This is a genomic window from Micromonospora sp. NPDC048871, from assembly GCF_043198155.1.
In the GTDB taxonomy this organism is placed as follows: Bacteria; Actinomycetota; Actinomycetes; order Mycobacteriales; family Micromonosporaceae; genus Micromonospora.
In genome coordinates this window covers 210,674-226,070 of record NZ_JBICUM010000003.1, presented here as the reverse complement: position 1 = coordinate 226,070, position 15,397 = coordinate 210,674, and the positions used below count along the sequence as shown (strand labels likewise).

Genomic DNA, 15,397 nt, shown 5'->3' with positions numbered 1-15,397 from the left:
GCCCTCACGCCGACCGCCCCCGGTCGGCCGGCTCACTCAGGTCGGCGAATCCGCTGCTCACCCGGGCCGCCTCCACCTGCTCGGCGGCCTGGCGCAACGCCGTAGCGGTCTGCGCCAGCGGCCGGGCCTGCTCGGTCCGGGTCAGGTAGCGGTCGGCCTCCGTCTCCAGCAGGGTCCGCACCCGGTCCAGCAGGTCCTCCCGGGCCTTGTTGGCCAGGGTACGCACCGCCTGGTCGCCGAAGATCGCTTGCAGTACGGCCTGTCCGGCGACCGTGGTGCCCGCTCCGGTGGCGACCTCCAGCCCGGTAGGGATGAAGGCGGTCGAGGCGAAAACGGCGATCATGACAACCAGCCCGGTGGCGTTCACCGCGTAGGCCGCCGTACGGGCCACGAACCGCCGGTCGCCGCCCTCGTCGCGGACCAGTTCCAGCACCCCCCGCTGCCAGTCCCGGACCAGCCGCTCGGCGCGTTCGGGCAGGTCGGCACCGGGGTGGGCGAGGTCCGGGGTGAGTAGGGCGGCCCCGGCCGGATGGGCCCGCCAGCCGGTGTACGCCGCCTCGGCCGCCTCGGCGGCCACCGCCCGCAGCAGGGTGACCAGCTGGGATTCGATCGCCTCGCGTAGTTCGGTGGCGGGGGCCGGACGTCGGCTGAAGGCGGCCACCAGCCGGTCCCGCAGCCGGCCGATGCGTGCCTCCAGGGTGCGGAAGAAGTCGCCGGTGCCGACGAACTCCTGCCAGCGGGCCAGCACCTCGCCGCGCAGCAGCCGGCCGTCGCGCAGCCCCTGCTCGACGGTGTGGTTCGCGGCCCGGTACGCGGCGTGTACCCGATCATCCAGGGCCTCCGCGGCGGCCACCTGGTCGTCTGCGGCGACCGCCAGGCCCTCCACGGCCGGTTGCAGGGCGGCCAGGGCGCCGCCCAGGGTCTGCCGGATCACCGCCGACCGCGCGTCGGCGTCGGCGGCCAGCCGGGCGAACCAGTCGGCCAGGGGTGCGGTGACCCGGGCGGGCAGCAGACCCTGCCCGTCGACCCAGGTCTCCGGCAGCACGAACAGCGGGGCCGAGCCCAGACCCTGTTCGGCGAGCATCTCGGCCAGGTGGGCGGCCACCTCCTCGGTGGCCTCGGCCGGCACCCGGTCCAGCACCATGGCGATCACCGCGCCTCGGGCCCGGGCGCCGCGCAGCAGTTCCCAGGGCACGGCGTCGGCGTACCGGGCGGCCGTGGTCACGAAGAGCCAGAGGTCGGCGGCGGCCAGCAGTTGGCCGGCCAGGGCCCGGTTGGCGTCGACCACGGAGTCGATGTCGGGGGCGTCCAGGAAGGCCAGCCCGGGGGCCAGCGCCGGGGCGGTGACCAGGTGCAGGGTGCCCGGGTCGTCACTGGGCTGGTTGGTACGGGTCAGGCCGGGCAGCAGTTCCCCTCGGCGGAACCAGGGCGAGTCGGCCGGATTGCAGACCAGCACGGGTGAGCGGGTGGTCGGACGCAGCACCCCGGCGGCGCTGACCCGGGCCTGCACCAGGCTGTTGACCAGGGTCGACTTGCCGGCACCGGTGGATCCGCCGACCACCACGAGCAGCGGGGCGTCCAGGCGGGCCAGCCGGGGCAGCAGATAGTCGTCCAGTTGGGCGGCCAGGGCGACCCCGGTCCGCTCGGCGGGCTCGGCCGAGGGCAGGACGAGGGGGAAACCGGCGGCCCCGATCGCGGCGCGCAGGCCGGACAGGGCGTCGGGCAGGCGATCGTCCCCGGCGGGCCGGTCCTCCCCGGCGTCGGTCGGGCCGGTGCGGGCTGCGACGGCGGGCGCGCCGGGAGGTGAGCCGGGATCGCCGTTCGTCGTCACCGCTAAAGCGTGCCCGACCGACACAAGGTAAGACAACCGATCGCCCACCAGGCGGGTTGCGCCTGGTGGGCTCAACCCTGACTTGACGATTACAGTGGGCGTGGCACTATTGAGTCAAGTTCACTCAACTTGAGGTGGGGTCGCAGCGGGCGGCGCCTGCCGGGCGGGGTGACGGGAGGCCCGTCACCTGCTCAACGTTACGAAGCGAGGAAGCGAAGATGGCACGTGCGGTCGGTATCGACCTCGGCACGACGAACTCCTGCGTCAGCGTTCTGGAGGGCGGTGAGCCCACCGTCATCGCCAACGCTGAGGGCTCGCGGACGACCCCGTCGATCGTCGCGTTCGCCCGCAACGGCGAGGTGCTCGTCGGCGAGGTAGCCAAGCGTCAGGCGGTGACGAACCCGGACCGGACCATCCGTTCGGTCAAGCGGGAGATCGGCACCAACTGGTCCGTCGACATCGACGGCAAGAAGTACACCCCGCAGGAGATCTCGGCCCGCACCCTGATGAAGCTCAAGCGGGACGCCGAGGCCTACCTGGGCGAGCAGATCACCGACGCGGTGATCACCGTCCCGGCGTACTTCAACGACGGCCAGCGCCAGGCCACCAAGGAGGCCGGTGAGATCGCCGGCTTCAACGTGCTGCGGATTGTCAACGAGCCGACCGCGGCGGCCCTGGCGTACGGGCTGGACAAGGGCTCCAAGGAGCAGACCGTCCTGGTCTTCGACCTCGGTGGCGGCACCTTCGACGTGTCCCTGCTGGAGCTGGCCGAGGGGGTCATCGAGGTCAAGTCGACCAGCGGTGACAACCTGCTCGGCGGTGACGACTGGGACCAGCGGATCATGGATCACCTGGTCAAGACCTTCCGTGGTGAGCACGGCATCGACCTGTCGCAGGACAAGATGGCGATGCAGCGGCTCAAGGAGGCGGCCGAGAAGGCCAAGATCGAGCTGTCCGCCGCCACCACCACCAACATCAACCTGCCGTACATCACCGCCGGTGCGGCCGGCCCCCTGCACCTGGACGTGACGCTCAGCCGGGCCGAGTTCCAGCGCATGACGCAGGACCTGCTGGACCGCTGCAAGATCCCGTTTGAGCAGGCCGTCAAGGACGCCGGGATCAAGGTCGCCGACGTCGACCACGTGATCCTCGTCGGCGGCTCGACCCGGATGCCGGCCGTGACCGACCTGGTCAAGGAGCTCACCGGCCGGGAGCCCAACAAGGGTGTCAACCCGGACGAGGTCGTCGCCGTCGGCGCCGCCCTGCAGGCCGGTGTGCTCAAGGGTGAGGTCAAGGACGTCCTGCTGCTCGACGTGACCCCGCTGAGCCTGGGCATCGAGACCAAGGGTGGCATCTTCACCAAGCTGATCGAGCGCAACACCACCATCCCGACCAAGCGGTCCGAGGTCTTCACCACGGCCGACGACAACCAGCCGTCGGTGCTGATCCAGGTCTTCCAGGGTGAGCGCGACATCGCGGCGTACAACAAGAAGCTCGGCACCTTCGAGCTGACCGGTCTTCCGCCGGCCCCGCGTGGGGTGCCGCAGATCGAGGTCACCTTCGACATCGACGCCAACGGCATCGTCAACGTCCACGCGAAGGACCTGGGCACCGGCAAGGAGCAGAAGATGACCATCACCGGCGGCTCCTCGCTGCCGAAGGATGACATCGAGCGGATGCGCCGGGACGCCGAGGAGCACGCCGAGGAGGACAAGCGCCGCCGCGAGGAGGCGGAGACCCGCAACGTCGCCGAGGCCCTGCAGTGGCAGACCGAGAAGTTCCTCGCCGAGAACGGTGACAAGCTCCCCGCCGAGAACCGCGAGAAGCTCAACGAGGCCCTCGGTGAGCTGCGCGGTGCCCTGGGTGGCAGCGACATCGAGAAGATCAAGTCGGCCCACGAGCGGCTGGCGCAGGTCTCGCAGGAGGCGGGCTCGCTGCTCTACGCCCAGCAGGGCGAGCAGGCCCAGCCGGGTGACCCCGGTGCCGCCGGTGCGGCCGGTGCGGCCGGCGGAGCCCCGGGCGGTGCCCGGCCCGGTGCGGACGACGTGGTCGACGCGGAGATCGTCGACGAGGACAAGAAGTGAGGGACCGGACTACGCAGACTCACGGGCGCAGGGATGAGGTAGTCGTATGACGGAGAAGCCACGAGCCGCTGACCCGGGTGACACCGGGTCGGCGCCGGGTGGCTCGGCGTCGGAGCCGGCCACCGGTGACGCGCCGCGGGTCGTCATCCGCAACAACCGCAAGATCAACAAGTCCTCCGAGGCGGCCGGTGCGGCTGCCGACGCCGGATCGGACGTCTCGGCCGAAGGTCTGGTCGAGGACGCCGAGGTGGTGGTCGACACCATGAAGGTCGAGGCCTCAGCGTTGAGCGAACCCGCCACCGATGGCCCGCCGGTGGTGGACTCCCCGGCCAGTCCGGTCGGGGAGCCCACGGCCGAGAAGGCAGCGGAGGGGGCGGCCGGCGACCTGGCGGCGCTCCGCTCCGACCTGGAGGAGCGCACCCGGGACCTGCAGCGGGTCACGGCCGAGTACGCCAACTACCGCAAGCGGGTGGAGCGGGACCGTGGGCTGGTCACCGAACAGGCGACCGGTTCCGTACTCACCGCCCTGCTGCCGATCCTGGACGACCTGGACCGGGCCCGGGAGCACGGCGACCTGGTCGGCCCCTTCGGCTCGGTGGCCGAGCAACTGATCACCACGTTGGGCAAGTTCGGCCTGACTCCCTTCGGGGAGCAGGGCGATCCGTTCGACCCGACCCGGCACGAGGCGGTGGCCCACCAGACCTCGCCCGAGGTCACCGAACCGACCTGCGTGCAGGTGATGCGGCGGGGCTACCAGATGGGTGAACGACTGCTGCGGCCGGCGATGGTCGCGGTGGCCGATCCGGAATAGTGCGCGACGGTGCATCGGGCCGTCCCGTCCGCCGAGTCAGGGCGGGCGGGGCGGCCCGGCAGCGGGGAGGAGGTGGACGTTGAGTTCCAAGGACTGGATCGAGAAGGACTACTACGCGGTCCTGGGCGTGGCGAAGACCGCCTCCGCTGACGAGATCAAGAAGGCGTACCGGAAGCTGGCCCGGGAGTCCCATCCGGACCACAACCCCGGCGACCCCAAGGCCGAGGAGCGCTTCAAGGCGGTCTCCGAGGCGTACGCCGTGCTGGGCGAGGACACCAAGCGCCGCGAGTACGACGAGATGCGGTCGCTGTTCGGCTCGGGCGCGTTCCGGCGGGGCGCCCGCCAGGGCGGTCAGCCCGGTGGGACGCCCTTCGACGTCTCCGACCTGTTCGGCGGGGCCTCTCCCAGCGGCGGTCGGTTCGCCGGGGGCAACATCTCCGACCTGTTCAGTTCGATCTTCTCGGGCGGCCAGGGTGGTGCCGGGGGCGGTGCGCCCGGTCCGGCGCGGGGGCGGGACGTCGAGACCGAGGTGGCCCTCGACTTCAACGACGCCGTCCGGGGAGTGACCCTGCCCTTGACCCTGCGGGCCCCCGGGGTCTGCGAAACCTGCCACGGCAACGGTGCCAAGCCGGGCACCCAGCCGCGGGCCTGTCCGGTCTGCCACGGTGCCGGGGTGACCACCCGCAACCAGGGTGCCTTCAGCTTCTCCGAGCCCTGCCGCAACTGCCAGGGGGTCGGCACGGTCGTCGACGAGAAGTGCCCGGAGTGCCAAGGCACCGGCGGGGTGACCAAGACCCGTACCCTCAACGTCCGCTTCCCGGCGGGGGTGGCCGACGGCCAGCGGATCCGGCTGGCCGGCCGGGGTGAGCCGGGAGTCCGGGGCGGCCCGGCCGGGGACCTGTTCGTGCAGGTCAAGGTGCGCCCCGACGATCTGTTCGGGCGTACCGGCGACGACCTCACCCTGACCGTGCCGATCACCTTCACCGAGGCGGTGCTCGGCACTGATCTGCGGGTGCCGACCCTCGACGGTGCGGTGACCCTGCGGGTGCCGCCGGGTACCCCCAGCGGACGGATCCTGCGGGCCCGGGGCAAGGGGGTGACTCGCCGCGACGGGCAGGCCGGTGACCTGCTCGTCACCCTGGAGGTGGTGGTGCCGGCCCGGGTGTCCGACGAGGCGCGGGCGGCCCTGGAGACCTTCGCCGCGCAGAGCCCGCCGGCGGCCAGGGAACATCTCGACGCGCGGGTGCGTCGATTCAGTTGACTCGGTGAAGCGGTGCGGAGGTGAGCGGGATGGACGGGTTCGTCGGTTCGGATGACCCCGCCTACGAGGCCAAGGTGCTGATGATCTCGGTTGCGGCGCGGATGGCGGGGATGCATCCCCAGACCCTGCGTCAGTACGACCGGCTGGGCCTGGTGCAGGCCGGCCGGGCGGCCGGCGGCGGACGCCGGTACAGCGTCCGGGACGTGGTGCTGCTGCGCGAGGTGCAGCGGCTCAGTCAGGACGACGGGGTCAACCTGGCCGGGATCAAGCGGATCATCGGCCTGGAACAGCTGTTGGAGCAGGCCCAGCAGCGGGTGGCCCAGTTGGAGGCGGAGTTGGAGGCGGCGTACCGGCGGATGGCCGAACTGGAGTCGTTGGCCCGCTTCCCCGGCCGTGACCTGGTGCCGACCAACCGGACCTCCACCGCCCTGGTGGTCTGGCGCCCGCGCCGCGGCCCCGACCGCTGACCTGGCGGTCTGCGCGGCTGCTCAGCTCCGCCGCAGCGGACACCGATGGCCGGAAGGCGAAGCCCGTTTCCCCGAATCCGAGCGGGGGGCGGGCTGCCTTCGTTAGCCTCCACGACAAGGGGCCTGAGGCGGTCTCCCAGCTGGGCGGGAGGAGCCATGACGGAAGCCGCGAAGAAGGTGGCCGAAGATGCGGAGCACCGGTTCGACGACCTGACCGAGCGGGTCCGGGAGCGATTCGACCGGATCCTCAAGGGGCGCTTCTCCGATCAGGTCACCTCTGGTCGCTTCGGTCCGGCCCGACCCGGCAACCGCGGCGACGGTGGCGACCGCCGGGTACGGCCGGTGCCAGGTGGCCGGGGCGGACACGGCGCCGGCCAGGTACGCACCGACCAGCACCGCCGCGCCGGGGGCGGATCGCGTTGACGTGCGGGCCGGGAGCCACGGGGGGTCCCGGCCCGTTCGCGCGGTGACTCCTGAGCTTGACCCGCAGGCGGAGTTACAGCCGGCGGCCCTCCCGGACCAGCCCGCCCTCACACCATTCCCGGTAGACGAACAACTCCGGCCGGGCCAGCAGCACCCGGCTGTTGTGGGCCCAGGTACGCATCAGTTCGTCGCCGTTGCGCTCGGCCTGGTCCACCAGCTTGCGGAAGCGTCGCCGAGGATGTGCCCGGAAGTTCGTCCGGATGCCGTCGGCCGCGTAGATGTAGAGGCAGTGCAGGGCGAACCGGCGGGCCGGACAGCTCGGATCCATGGCCAGCTCGAACAGGGTCATCACCAGCCGGTCACCGGAGACCAGCAGATCCCAGTCCGGGGGCATGGAGGTCAACGGCACCGAGTCGGGGTTGTACGCCCAGGTCCGCAGTTCCGTCGGGCTGGGGTCGACAGGGTTGGCGAAGCCGCGGAACGTTGACTCCTGCACGCTCACCGGCCAACCTTCCGCTCTACCCGCGGGGCGTCGTCCGCCCACCGCGAACCCTGGCTGCTGGGGCGACACGGTAACGCGGTACCGACGGGTACGGGTAGCCCCTGCCCGAAGCATCTTCACCGTCCGTTGGACGGGTCGGATCCTCCGTACGACCGATCTCACGCGGGGCGGGGCCGCGAGTCCGTCATCAGGTGGTGGCGAACCTCTCAGGCTGGTGACGCTAGCCTGACCGGCACGAACACCAGCTCAGGTGACGGAGACTGGATGATCACCCGAACAAGACGTGGGATGGCGCTGCTGGCCGTGGTGCCGGTGCTGGCGGGTTGCTCCGTCGGGGACATCCGTCGGCCCCCGCCCACCCCGGTGCCCTCGACCTCGACGCCGTCGAGTCCGGCCCCGACCCGGGTCGCGGAGATCCGGGCCAGCCGACTGGCCGTACCGCAGCGCTACGACGAGCCGTATGTCGAGTTCGTCGACGCCACGCGGGGCTACGCCCTCTTCGGCTCCTGCGAGAGCCGGCCCTCCGGACCGGACTGCCCCGCCCTGATCTTCGCCACCGGGGACGGCGGCCGGTCCTGGCAGGGACTCCGGCATCCCCAGCCGGTCGCCGACAATCAGCAGTTGTACGCCGCGCCGGGGACGCTGGCCCTGTGGGCCGAGCCGCACGGCTGGTGGACCTCCACCGACGAGGGCCGGACCTTCCAGCACAGCCCGGGTGAGGCCGTGCCGCGGCAGTGGCAGGCCAGTCAGGGCAGGTTCCAGATCATCGAGGCGACCGGCGAGGTCGGCCGGTGGACCGGCAGGAGGTTGCGTCCCCTGGCCACCCAGCCGCGGCTGCCCAGGCTGGACTCGGTGGCGCTGGGCGGGGGATGGATGGTCCGCGACGGTACGGAGTACCGCGGGCCGCTGGTGGCGGCCGGGGCAGGCGAGGACGGCAGGCCGTACGCCGCGATCTCCTGGGACGAGGGGCGGCGCTGGCAGGAGACCTCGCTGCCCGCCCCCGACGGCGCGGTGTGGATGGTCCGGGCGGAGTCGGTGGCCGGGGAGATCTGGCTGGTCGGGGAGGCGGAGAACCGGGTCGACTTCCCGGCGCTGTGGCACCTGGAGGGCGACACCTGGCGAGGGGTACGCGCCGAGGGGCAGCCGGGCGCCGGACGGGCCGTTCCGTTGGGCTCCGGAATCGTGGCGGTGGTCAGTTCGCGCGGTGCGGGGGCCCTGCTCGGCGGCCGGTACCTGGACCTGTCCTGGCCGGTGACCGACCGGCACTACCTGCGGCGACTGCCCGACGGCACCCTGTTCGCCGGCACCTCGGACAGCATCCTGCTAGGCCTGGGTCAGCTCGGCGACCGCACCTGGGTGCAGGTGGTGCTGGAGCGGGACTGAGGCGTTGCTGTGGGGTAGCTCACACCCCCAGGGTTGAGCGGAATAGACTCAACTCTGGTTCTGTCGGTACCAGTGGACACGCCGAACCAGGGGAGCCCATGAACACCGAACGCCTCACCACCCGCAGCCGCGAAACCATCACCGGCGCCGTCGCCCTGGCCAACCAGCGCGGGCACGCCACCGTGGAGCCGTGGCACCTGCTGCTGTCGTTGCTCGACACCGAGGGCTCGACCGCTGCCGGCCTGCTGCGCGCCGTCGGGGCCGACCCCGCCGAGCTGCGCCGCGCCGCCCAACGGGCCCTAGACGCGTTGCCCGCCGCCCGGGGTTCCAGCATCGCCGAGCCGACCTTGGCCCGGGAGTTCGTCAACGCCATCGGTGCGGCCGAGCAGATCGCTCGCCCGCTCGGCGACGAGTACACCTCCACCGAACACCTGCTGGCCGGGCTGGCCCGGGTGGGTGGGGCGGTCTCCGGGGCACTGAAGGCCGCCGGGGCCACCGAGGAGACCCTGGTGGCCGCCTTCCCGACCGTACGGGGTGGGGACCGCCGGGTCACCAGCGCCGACCCGGAGCAGACCTACCAGGCCCTGGCCAAGTACGGGGTGGACCTGACCGCGAGTGCCCGGGACGGCAAGATCGACCCGGTGATCGGCCGGGACTCCGAGATCCGTCGGGTGATCCAGGTGCTGTCCCGGCGTACCAAGAACAACCCGGTGCTGATCGGTGAGCCGGGCGTGGGCAAGACCGCCATCGTGGAGGGCCTGGCCCAGCGCATCGTCGCCGGTGACGTGCCGGAGTCGTTGCGCGACAAGAAGCTGGTCTCACTCGACCTGGGGGCGATGGTCGCTGGCGCCTCCTACCGGGGGCAGTTCGAGGAGCGGCTCAAGTCCGTCCTGGAAGAGATCAAGAACTCCGACGGGAAGGTCATCACCTTCCTGGACGAGCTGCACACCGTCGTCGGCGCCGGCAAGGGCGAGGGCTCGATGGACGCCGGCAACATGCTCAAGCCGATGCTGGCCCGTGGTGAGCTGCGGATGGTCGGTGCGACCACCCTGGACGAGTACCGCGAGCACATCGAGAAGGACCCGGCCCTGGAACGCCGCTTCCAGCCGGTGCTGGTCGGGGAACCGACCGTCGAGGACACCATCGGCATCCTGCGCGGGCTCAAGGAGCGCTACGAGGTGCACCACGGGGTACGCATCACCGACGCCGCCCTGGTCGCCGCCGCTGCCCTGTCCGACCGGTACATCACCGACCGGTTCCTGCCGGACAAGGCGATCGACCTGGTCGACGAGTCGGCCTCCCGGCTCCGGATGGAGATCGACTCCCGGCCGGTAGAAGTGGACGAGATCGAGCGGGCGGTTCGCCGGCTGGAGATCGAGGAGATGGCGCTGGCCAAGGAGCCGGACCCGGCCTCCGCCGAGCGCCTGGACCGGTTGCGCAAGGAGCTGGCCGACAAGCGGGAACAGCTCACCGCCCTGTCCGAGCGGTGGAAGTTGGAGAAGGCCCACATCACCAAGCTCTCCACCGCCAAGGAGGAGTTGGAGCGCCTCGGCGGAGAGGCTGAGCGGGCCGAGCGGGACGGGGAGTTGGAACGCGCCGCCGAGCTGCGGTACGGCCGCATCCCGGCGCTGAACAACGAGCTGAAGCAGGCGGCGGAGGAACTGGCCCGGCTCCAGGCCGACGGCGCGATGCTCAAGGAGGAGGTCGGCGCGGACGACATCGCCGCGGTGGTCGCCTCCTGGACCGGCATCCCCGCCGGTCGGCTGCTGGAGGGCGAGACCGCCAAGCTGCTGCGGATGGAGGAGTCCCTGCGGGAGCGGGTGGTCGGCCAGGCCGAGGCGGTCGGCGCGGTCTCCGACGCGGTACGCCGGGCCCGGGCCGGGGTCGCCGACCCGGACCGCCCGACCGGCAGCTTCCTGTTCCTCGGCCCCACCGGGGTCGGCAAGACCGAGCTGGCCAAGGCGCTTGCCGAGTTCCTCTTCGACGACGAGCGGGCCATGGTCCGCATCGACATGAGCGAGTACGGCGAGAAGCACTCCGTGGCCCGCCTGGTCGGTGCCCCACCCGGTTACATCGGGTACGAGGAGGGCGGCCAGCTCACCGAGGCGGTACGTCGTCGGCCCTACTCGGTGATCCTGCTGGACGAGGTGGAGAAGGCCCACCCGGACGTCTTCGACATCCTGCTCCAGGTGCTCGACGACGGTCGCCTGACCGACGGCCAGGGCCGTACGGTCGACTTCCGTAACGCCATCCTGATCCTCACCTCCAACCTGGGATCGGCGGTGATCAGCGACCTGACCCTGGCCGAGGAGCAGCGCCGCGAAGGGGTGCTGGCGGTGGTCCGGTCGCACTTCAAGCCGGAGTTCCTCAACCGGCTGGACGACATCGTGGTCTTCGCCGCCCTCCAGGGCGAGGATCTGCGGGCCATCGTGGACATCCAGATCGCCCGGCTGCGGCGTCGGCTCGCCGACCGGAGGTTGACCCTCGAGGTCACCGACGCCGCGCGCACCTGGCTGGCCGAGCACGGGTACGACCCGATCTACGGGGCCCGGCCGCTGCGTCGGCTGGTCCAGTCCGCGATCGGTGACCAGTTGGCCAAGGCTCTGCTGGCCGGCACGATCCGCGACGGTGACCCGGTGCGGGTCGACCTGGCCGACAGCAAGGACGCCCTCTCGGTGACGGCCGCCTGACGATCGCATCCACCCTCCGGGGCCCGCATCGCGTCCAGTCGCGCTGCGGGCCCCGAGTGGTTCCGGGCCCGGGATCGCTGCGGGCCCTGAGTGGTCACAGGCGCCCCTGGTCGCTGCGGGCCCGGGTCGTTGCGAGGCCAGGGGCGTCGGGACGGGATGCGCCGCCGGCCGGGTCGGGTCAGGATGGAGGCATGTTCGGGATGGGACGACAGCGCGACGAGTTGGCGGCGGCGATGGCGGCCCTGGCCGAGGCGGAGACCCTCACCTTCGGCGGGGTGGGGCTGGCCGGGACGATGTTGCCGGAGACCGAGGCGTATCAGCACATCGAGCAGGCGGCGGCCGACCGCCCCGAGCAGGTACGCGGACAGCTCGAACGACTGCTGTCGGCGGGCTCACCGGCCGCCCGGGTCTACGCGGCCACCCTCCTGGAACAGCTCGACCCGCAGGCCGGGCAGGCGGCCTGGAAGCGGCTGCGAGCCGACCCGGCGCCCCTACAGACCGCCACCGGCTGCGTCCTGGACAGCACCACGGTCGGGGCGTACGCCGCGAATCGACTGGCCGAGTCCTGAACCCTGGCTGGCCCACACCGCGCACCTCGGACCCACCGATCTCGGAGGTGACCAGCTGGAAAAGCCGATGCTGTATCTGTTGACGGCGCTGGGCTGCCTGCTCGGGTTGACCCTGGTGGCCATGCTGCTCGGTCGACGGCGGCCCACCACCGGGCGGTCGCCCGGTCCCCGGGTGGACCCCCGCCGCATCGAGGTCGGGGACATCGTCGAGATCGGCGACCTGACCTATCCGGTACGCGGCTCGATCCGCCTGGTCGAGGGCGAGTGGACCTGGGCCGAGCATCTGCTCGACGATCCCGACGGCCGCTGCCGACTGTCCGTGGCGGAGAGCCCCGAGTTCGAACTGGTGCTCTGGTGGTCCGAATCCGGCGACGCCGGTACCGCCGGGGCCCCTGTGATCGAGTTCGCCGGCCGACGGTTCAGCTGGCGCGAGTCCGGCGAGGCCCGCTACACCGCCACCGGCGACACCGGGCTGGCCCCCAGCGGGATCATGCGCTACCACGACTACCGCGCCCCCGGCGGCGCCCGGCTCACCTTCGAGGCGTACGGCGAATCCGGTTGGCAGGTGGCCCGGGGCGAGCGGTTGGATCGCGCGGAGGTGATCGTTCATCCCCAGAGCCGATGACACGTCACCACAGGTGACGCGCGGTACGGCTCTGCTCCTGTGCCGTGCCGAACTGGTCGGGTGCCGATACGGTGATGCGCGTTGCAAGGAAGGAGAGAGATGGCCGATCCTCAGAGCACCCCAACCCGGTCACGTCCGGGTGTGGTGAGCATTTCCACGTATTTGCTATTGCTGTTCGCAGTTTGCCAGCTGATCAGCGCAATCATCACCTTGGCCACCATCGGCGACGTACGCAACGCGATGGAGGACGCGCTACGGGACAGTGGGGGCGAAGGGCTGGAGGGGATCGCGGACCTGACGGTCGCCGTCGGTGTCGGCACCGCCCTGCTCACCCTGGCGTTGGCACTGGCCGTGGCCGGTCTGGGTCTGGTGAACCTGCGAGGCAAGAACGGCTCGCGCATCGCCACCTGGATCGTGGGCGGCATCCTGTTCTGCTGCAACGGGTTCAGCCTCCTCAGCGGTCTGGGTGGGGGCCTCACCACTCCGGCCGACACCAGCGGAGACATGCCGAGCCCTGAGGAACTCCAGCGTCGGATCGAGGAGGCCCTGCCCTCCTGGGTCACCCCGGTCACCGTCCTGCTCGGGGTGATCAGCCTGATCTCGCTGCTGGCGGCGCTGATCCTGCTGGCCCTGCCGAAGGCCAACGAGTTCTTCCGCAAGCCGACCCCCCAGTGGGAGCCACCGGCTCCCGGCGCCACCTACCCCGGCACCCCGGGCTACCCGGGCTACCCCCCGGCGCCGGGCGGCTACCCCGGTCAGCCGGGCGCTCACCCCGGTCAGCCGGGCGGCTACCCCGGTCAGCCGGGTGGCTACCCCGGCCAGTCGGGTGAACCCGGTTACCCGCCGGCACCCGGCCAGTCGGGCGAGCCTGGTTACCCGCCCCCGCCCGGCCAGTCGGGCGAACCCGGCTATCCGCCCCCGCCCGGTCAGCCGGGGCAGTCGTCCGGCGAACCCGGTTACCCGCCGATTCCCGGTCAGCCCTCCTCCGGTCAGCCCGGCGACCAGGGTGGACCGAACCCGCCGGGTTCTCAGCCGCCCGGCGGCAACCCCAGCTGATCTAGGGTCAGCGGCACGGTCCGGCCCGCTTCCGGAGCCCCGACACGCCCGAAGGTCACGACGGTGACGGTCCCTCCGAGTAGGTTGCTTCCCGAACGCCTACCGGAGGGACTCGTCGTGTCGTACCCCGCACAGGCGCCGGTTCGTCGGCCCAGGGTGCTCTGGCTGGCCGTGGCACTGCTGGCGGTGATGGCGATCGGGGCCCTCGGGTACGCCCTGGCCGGCCTGCTCATCTTCGGTGGGGTCGGAGATCGGCTGCGGGAGGCGGCCGTCGGTGCCCAGGTGAGCGCCAGCGAGGTGGACATGATGGCCACCCTGGTGCGGACCTCGATCCTGGTGTCGGTGATGGTCAGTGGGCTGGCCGGGCTGCTCCTCGCCGGTCTGGCCCTCGGCGTGGCGGCGGGTCGGCAGGGTGCCCGGGTGGGCACCTGGGTGGTGGCCGGCCTCGGGATGCTGTTCGGTTGCTGCGGCCTCGTGGTGCAACTCCTCCAGCGGGCCACTCCGATAGATTTCGGCAACGACCAGGCCACCGCGGAACTCTTCGGGCTGATCGGGGACGCCTACCCCTCCTGGTGGATTCCGCTCACCGTGACCCTTTCGGTCGGCCAGGTGCTCGGTTACCTTGTGGTAGCCATAGTGCTGGCGCTGCCCTCGGTCGGTGCCTCGTTCCGTCGTCCCACCCCACCGGTGCGGGCGCCCGCTCCGCCCCCGATGGGACCACCACCCCCGCCGCACCACTATCCGCCGTTTGCCCAACCGCCGAGGTGAGTAACTCCGTGACCCCCGAACCAGCCTCCTCCGACTCCTCGGACGCCGGGCGCTGGGCACTGATCACCGGGGCGACCGCCGGCATCGGAGCGGCCTTCGCGCAGCGACTGGCCACCGACGGGTGGCACCTGGTGCTGGTAGCCCGTGACCGCACCCGACTGGCGGCTCAGGCCGCCGAGTTGACCGGTCGGTACGGCGTGCAGACCGAGGTCCTGACCGCCGATCTGTCCACGGACGACGGCTGCGAGCTGGTGGAGGAACGCCTGGCCGCCGACCCGTCGGTCGAGCTGTTGGTGAACAATGCCGGAATCAGCCTGAATACTTCATTCCTGCGGTCTTCCGTGGCGGACGAGACCCGTTTGCTCCGGCTCAACGTGCACGCGGTCATGCGACTGACCCTGGCCGCGCTGCCGATGATGACCGAGCGGCGCAGTGGGGCAGTGATTAATGTCTCCTCCGTGGCCGGATTCGGCGCCCTCATGCCGGGATCGACGTACTCGGCCAGCAAGGCCTGGGTCATCAATTTCAGCGAGTCCGTGGGTCAGGCCGCGCGTCCCTTCGGGGTACGAGTGATGGCGCTGTGCCCCGGCTACACCCGTACGGAGTTTCACCAACGGGCCGGCATCGACATGTCGAAAACCCCGGAATGGATGTGGCTCAGCGCCCCGGCCGTGGTCGACGACGCCCTGCGTGACCTGGGAAAAGGCAAGTTCATCAGTGTCCCGTCGTGGAAGTACAAGCTGGCGGTGGTCGGCTTGCGGCATGCACCCCGTCGACTGCTCGAACTGGTGGCCCGGGACACCCGGGGCCGCATCGGTCGGGACCGAGGCTGACCGGCTGGGCGGGAGCGCGCGATTCCGGAGTGGATCACCGGATCCGCGCCAGTGGGTGACCCACTGTAACGGGCATCGTCATTCATCGGTCGCC

General features: G+C 71.4%; 14 protein-coding genes. 12 read left to right on the top strand and 2 right to left on the bottom strand.

What is annotated here, in order from left to right:
- Window positions 1–4: 4 nt before the first annotated feature.
- Entirely contained in the window at window positions 5–1,831 is a 1,827-nt protein-coding gene (locus tag ACGFIK_RS09975) for an ABC transporter (RefSeq protein ID WP_327023413.1), read from the bottom strand.
- 218 nt (window positions 1,832–2,049) lie between these two features.
- On the opposite strand from ACGFIK_RS09975, the gene dnaK reads away from it, so the two are divergent.
- The 5 genes from dnaK to ACGFIK_RS09950 all read left to right on the top strand — a co-directional run bounded on the left by dnaK (window position 2,050) and on the right by ACGFIK_RS09950 (window position 6,877).
- Window positions 2,050–3,915: a molecular chaperone DnaK gene (gene dnaK / locus ACGFIK_RS09970; RefSeq protein ID WP_327023412.1), complete on the top strand. Its 1,866-nt coding sequence runs from the start codon at window positions 2,050–2,052 to the stop codon at window positions 3,913–3,915.
- A gap of 46 nt (window positions 3,916–3,961) precedes the next feature.
- Entirely contained in the window at window positions 3,962–4,726 is a 765-nt protein-coding gene (gene grpE / locus ACGFIK_RS09965) for a nucleotide exchange factor GrpE (protein ID WP_327023411.1), read from the top strand.
- Window positions 4,727–4,805: 79 nt separating this feature from the next.
- Window positions 4,806–5,987, top strand: a complete 1,182-nt coding sequence (gene dnaJ / locus ACGFIK_RS09960) for a molecular chaperone DnaJ (protein WP_327023410.1) — start codon at window positions 4,806–4,808, stop codon at window positions 5,985–5,987.
- Between the two features lie 29 nt (window positions 5,988–6,016).
- Window positions 6,017–6,454: a heat shock protein transcriptional repressor HspR gene (locus tag ACGFIK_RS09955; RefSeq protein WP_327023409.1), complete on the top strand. Its 438-nt coding sequence runs from the start codon at window positions 6,017–6,019 to the stop codon at window positions 6,452–6,454.
- A 156-nt stretch (window positions 6,455–6,610) separates the two neighbouring features.
- On the top strand, window positions 6,611–6,877 hold the full coding sequence (locus tag ACGFIK_RS09950) for a hypothetical protein (RefSeq protein ID WP_327023408.1): 267 nt from the start codon (window positions 6,611–6,613) through the stop codon (window positions 6,875–6,877).
- Between the two features lie 73 nt (window positions 6,878–6,950).
- On the opposite strand, the gene ACGFIK_RS09945 is transcribed toward ACGFIK_RS09950, so the two are convergent.
- Window positions 6,951–7,379: a hypothetical protein gene (locus tag ACGFIK_RS09945; RefSeq protein WP_327023407.1), complete on the bottom strand. Its 429-nt coding sequence runs from the start codon at window positions 7,377–7,379 to the stop codon at window positions 6,951–6,953.
- A gap of 264 nt (window positions 7,380–7,643) precedes the next feature.
- On the opposite strand from ACGFIK_RS09945, the gene ACGFIK_RS09940 reads away from it, so the two are divergent.
- The 7 genes from ACGFIK_RS09940 to ACGFIK_RS09910 all read left to right on the top strand — a co-directional run bounded on the left by ACGFIK_RS09940 (window position 7,644) and on the right by ACGFIK_RS09910 (window position 15,303).
- A complete protein-coding gene (locus ACGFIK_RS09940; RefSeq protein ID WP_327023406.1) occupies window positions 7,644–8,762 on the top strand; it encodes a hypothetical protein in 1,119 nt (372 codons plus the stop codon).
- A 98-nt stretch (window positions 8,763–8,860) separates the two neighbouring features.
- Window positions 8,861–11,452 carry an ATP-dependent chaperone ClpB gene (gene clpB / locus ACGFIK_RS09935; RefSeq protein WP_327023405.1) on the top strand — a complete coding sequence of 864 codons (2,592 nt, stop codon included), beginning with the start codon at window positions 8,861–8,863 and terminating at the stop codon, window positions 11,450–11,452.
- A 191-nt stretch (window positions 11,453–11,643) separates the two neighbouring features.
- Window positions 11,644–12,021 (top strand): hypothetical protein, encoded by a 378-nt coding sequence (locus ACGFIK_RS09930; protein WP_327027324.1) that lies wholly within the window; start codon window positions 11,644–11,646, stop codon window positions 12,019–12,021.
- A 55-nt stretch (window positions 12,022–12,076) separates the two neighbouring features.
- Window positions 12,077–12,646 (top strand): DUF4178 domain-containing protein, encoded by a 570-nt coding sequence (locus tag ACGFIK_RS09925; RefSeq protein WP_327027323.1) that lies wholly within the window; start codon window positions 12,077–12,079, stop codon window positions 12,644–12,646.
- 210 nt (window positions 12,647–12,856) lie between these two features.
- The gene (locus ACGFIK_RS09920; protein ID WP_327023404.1) at window positions 12,857–13,702 is read left to right on the top strand and encodes a hypothetical protein; all 846 of its coding nucleotides are present in this window, start codon (window positions 12,857–12,859) and stop codon (window positions 13,700–13,702) included.
- Window positions 13,703–13,819: 117 nt separating this feature from the next.
- Window positions 13,820–14,470: a hypothetical protein gene (locus tag ACGFIK_RS09915; RefSeq protein WP_327023403.1), complete on the top strand. Its 651-nt coding sequence runs from the start codon at window positions 13,820–13,822 to the stop codon at window positions 14,468–14,470.
- A gap of 8 nt (window positions 14,471–14,478) precedes the next feature.
- Window positions 14,479–15,303, top strand: a complete 825-nt coding sequence (locus tag ACGFIK_RS09910) for an SDR family oxidoreductase (RefSeq protein WP_327023402.1) — start codon at window positions 14,479–14,481, stop codon at window positions 15,301–15,303.
- Window positions 15,304–15,397: the final 94 nt, after the last annotated feature.

Coding starts and splice junctions, on each gene's coding strand:
- ACGFIK_RS09930 (WP_327027324.1), top strand. CDS start 11,644: ATGTTCGGGATGGGACGACAGCGCGACGAGTTGGCGGCGGCGATGGCG.
- ACGFIK_RS09955 (WP_327023409.1), top strand. CDS start 6,017: ATGGACGGGTTCGTCGGTTCGGATGACCCCGCCTACGAGGCCAAGGTG.
- grpE (WP_327023411.1), top strand. CDS start 3,962: ATGACGGAGAAGCCACGAGCCGCTGACCCGGGTGACACCGGGTCGGCG.
- ACGFIK_RS09950 (WP_327023408.1), top strand. CDS start 6,611: ATGACGGAAGCCGCGAAGAAGGTGGCCGAAGATGCGGAGCACCGGTTC.
- ACGFIK_RS09940 (WP_327023406.1), top strand. CDS start 7,644: ATGATCACCCGAACAAGACGTGGGATGGCGCTGCTGGCCGTGGTGCCG.
- clpB (WP_327023405.1), top strand. CDS start 8,861: ATGAACACCGAACGCCTCACCACCCGCAGCCGCGAAACCATCACCGGC.
- dnaK (WP_327023412.1), top strand. CDS start 2,050: ATGGCACGTGCGGTCGGTATCGACCTCGGCACGACGAACTCCTGCGTC.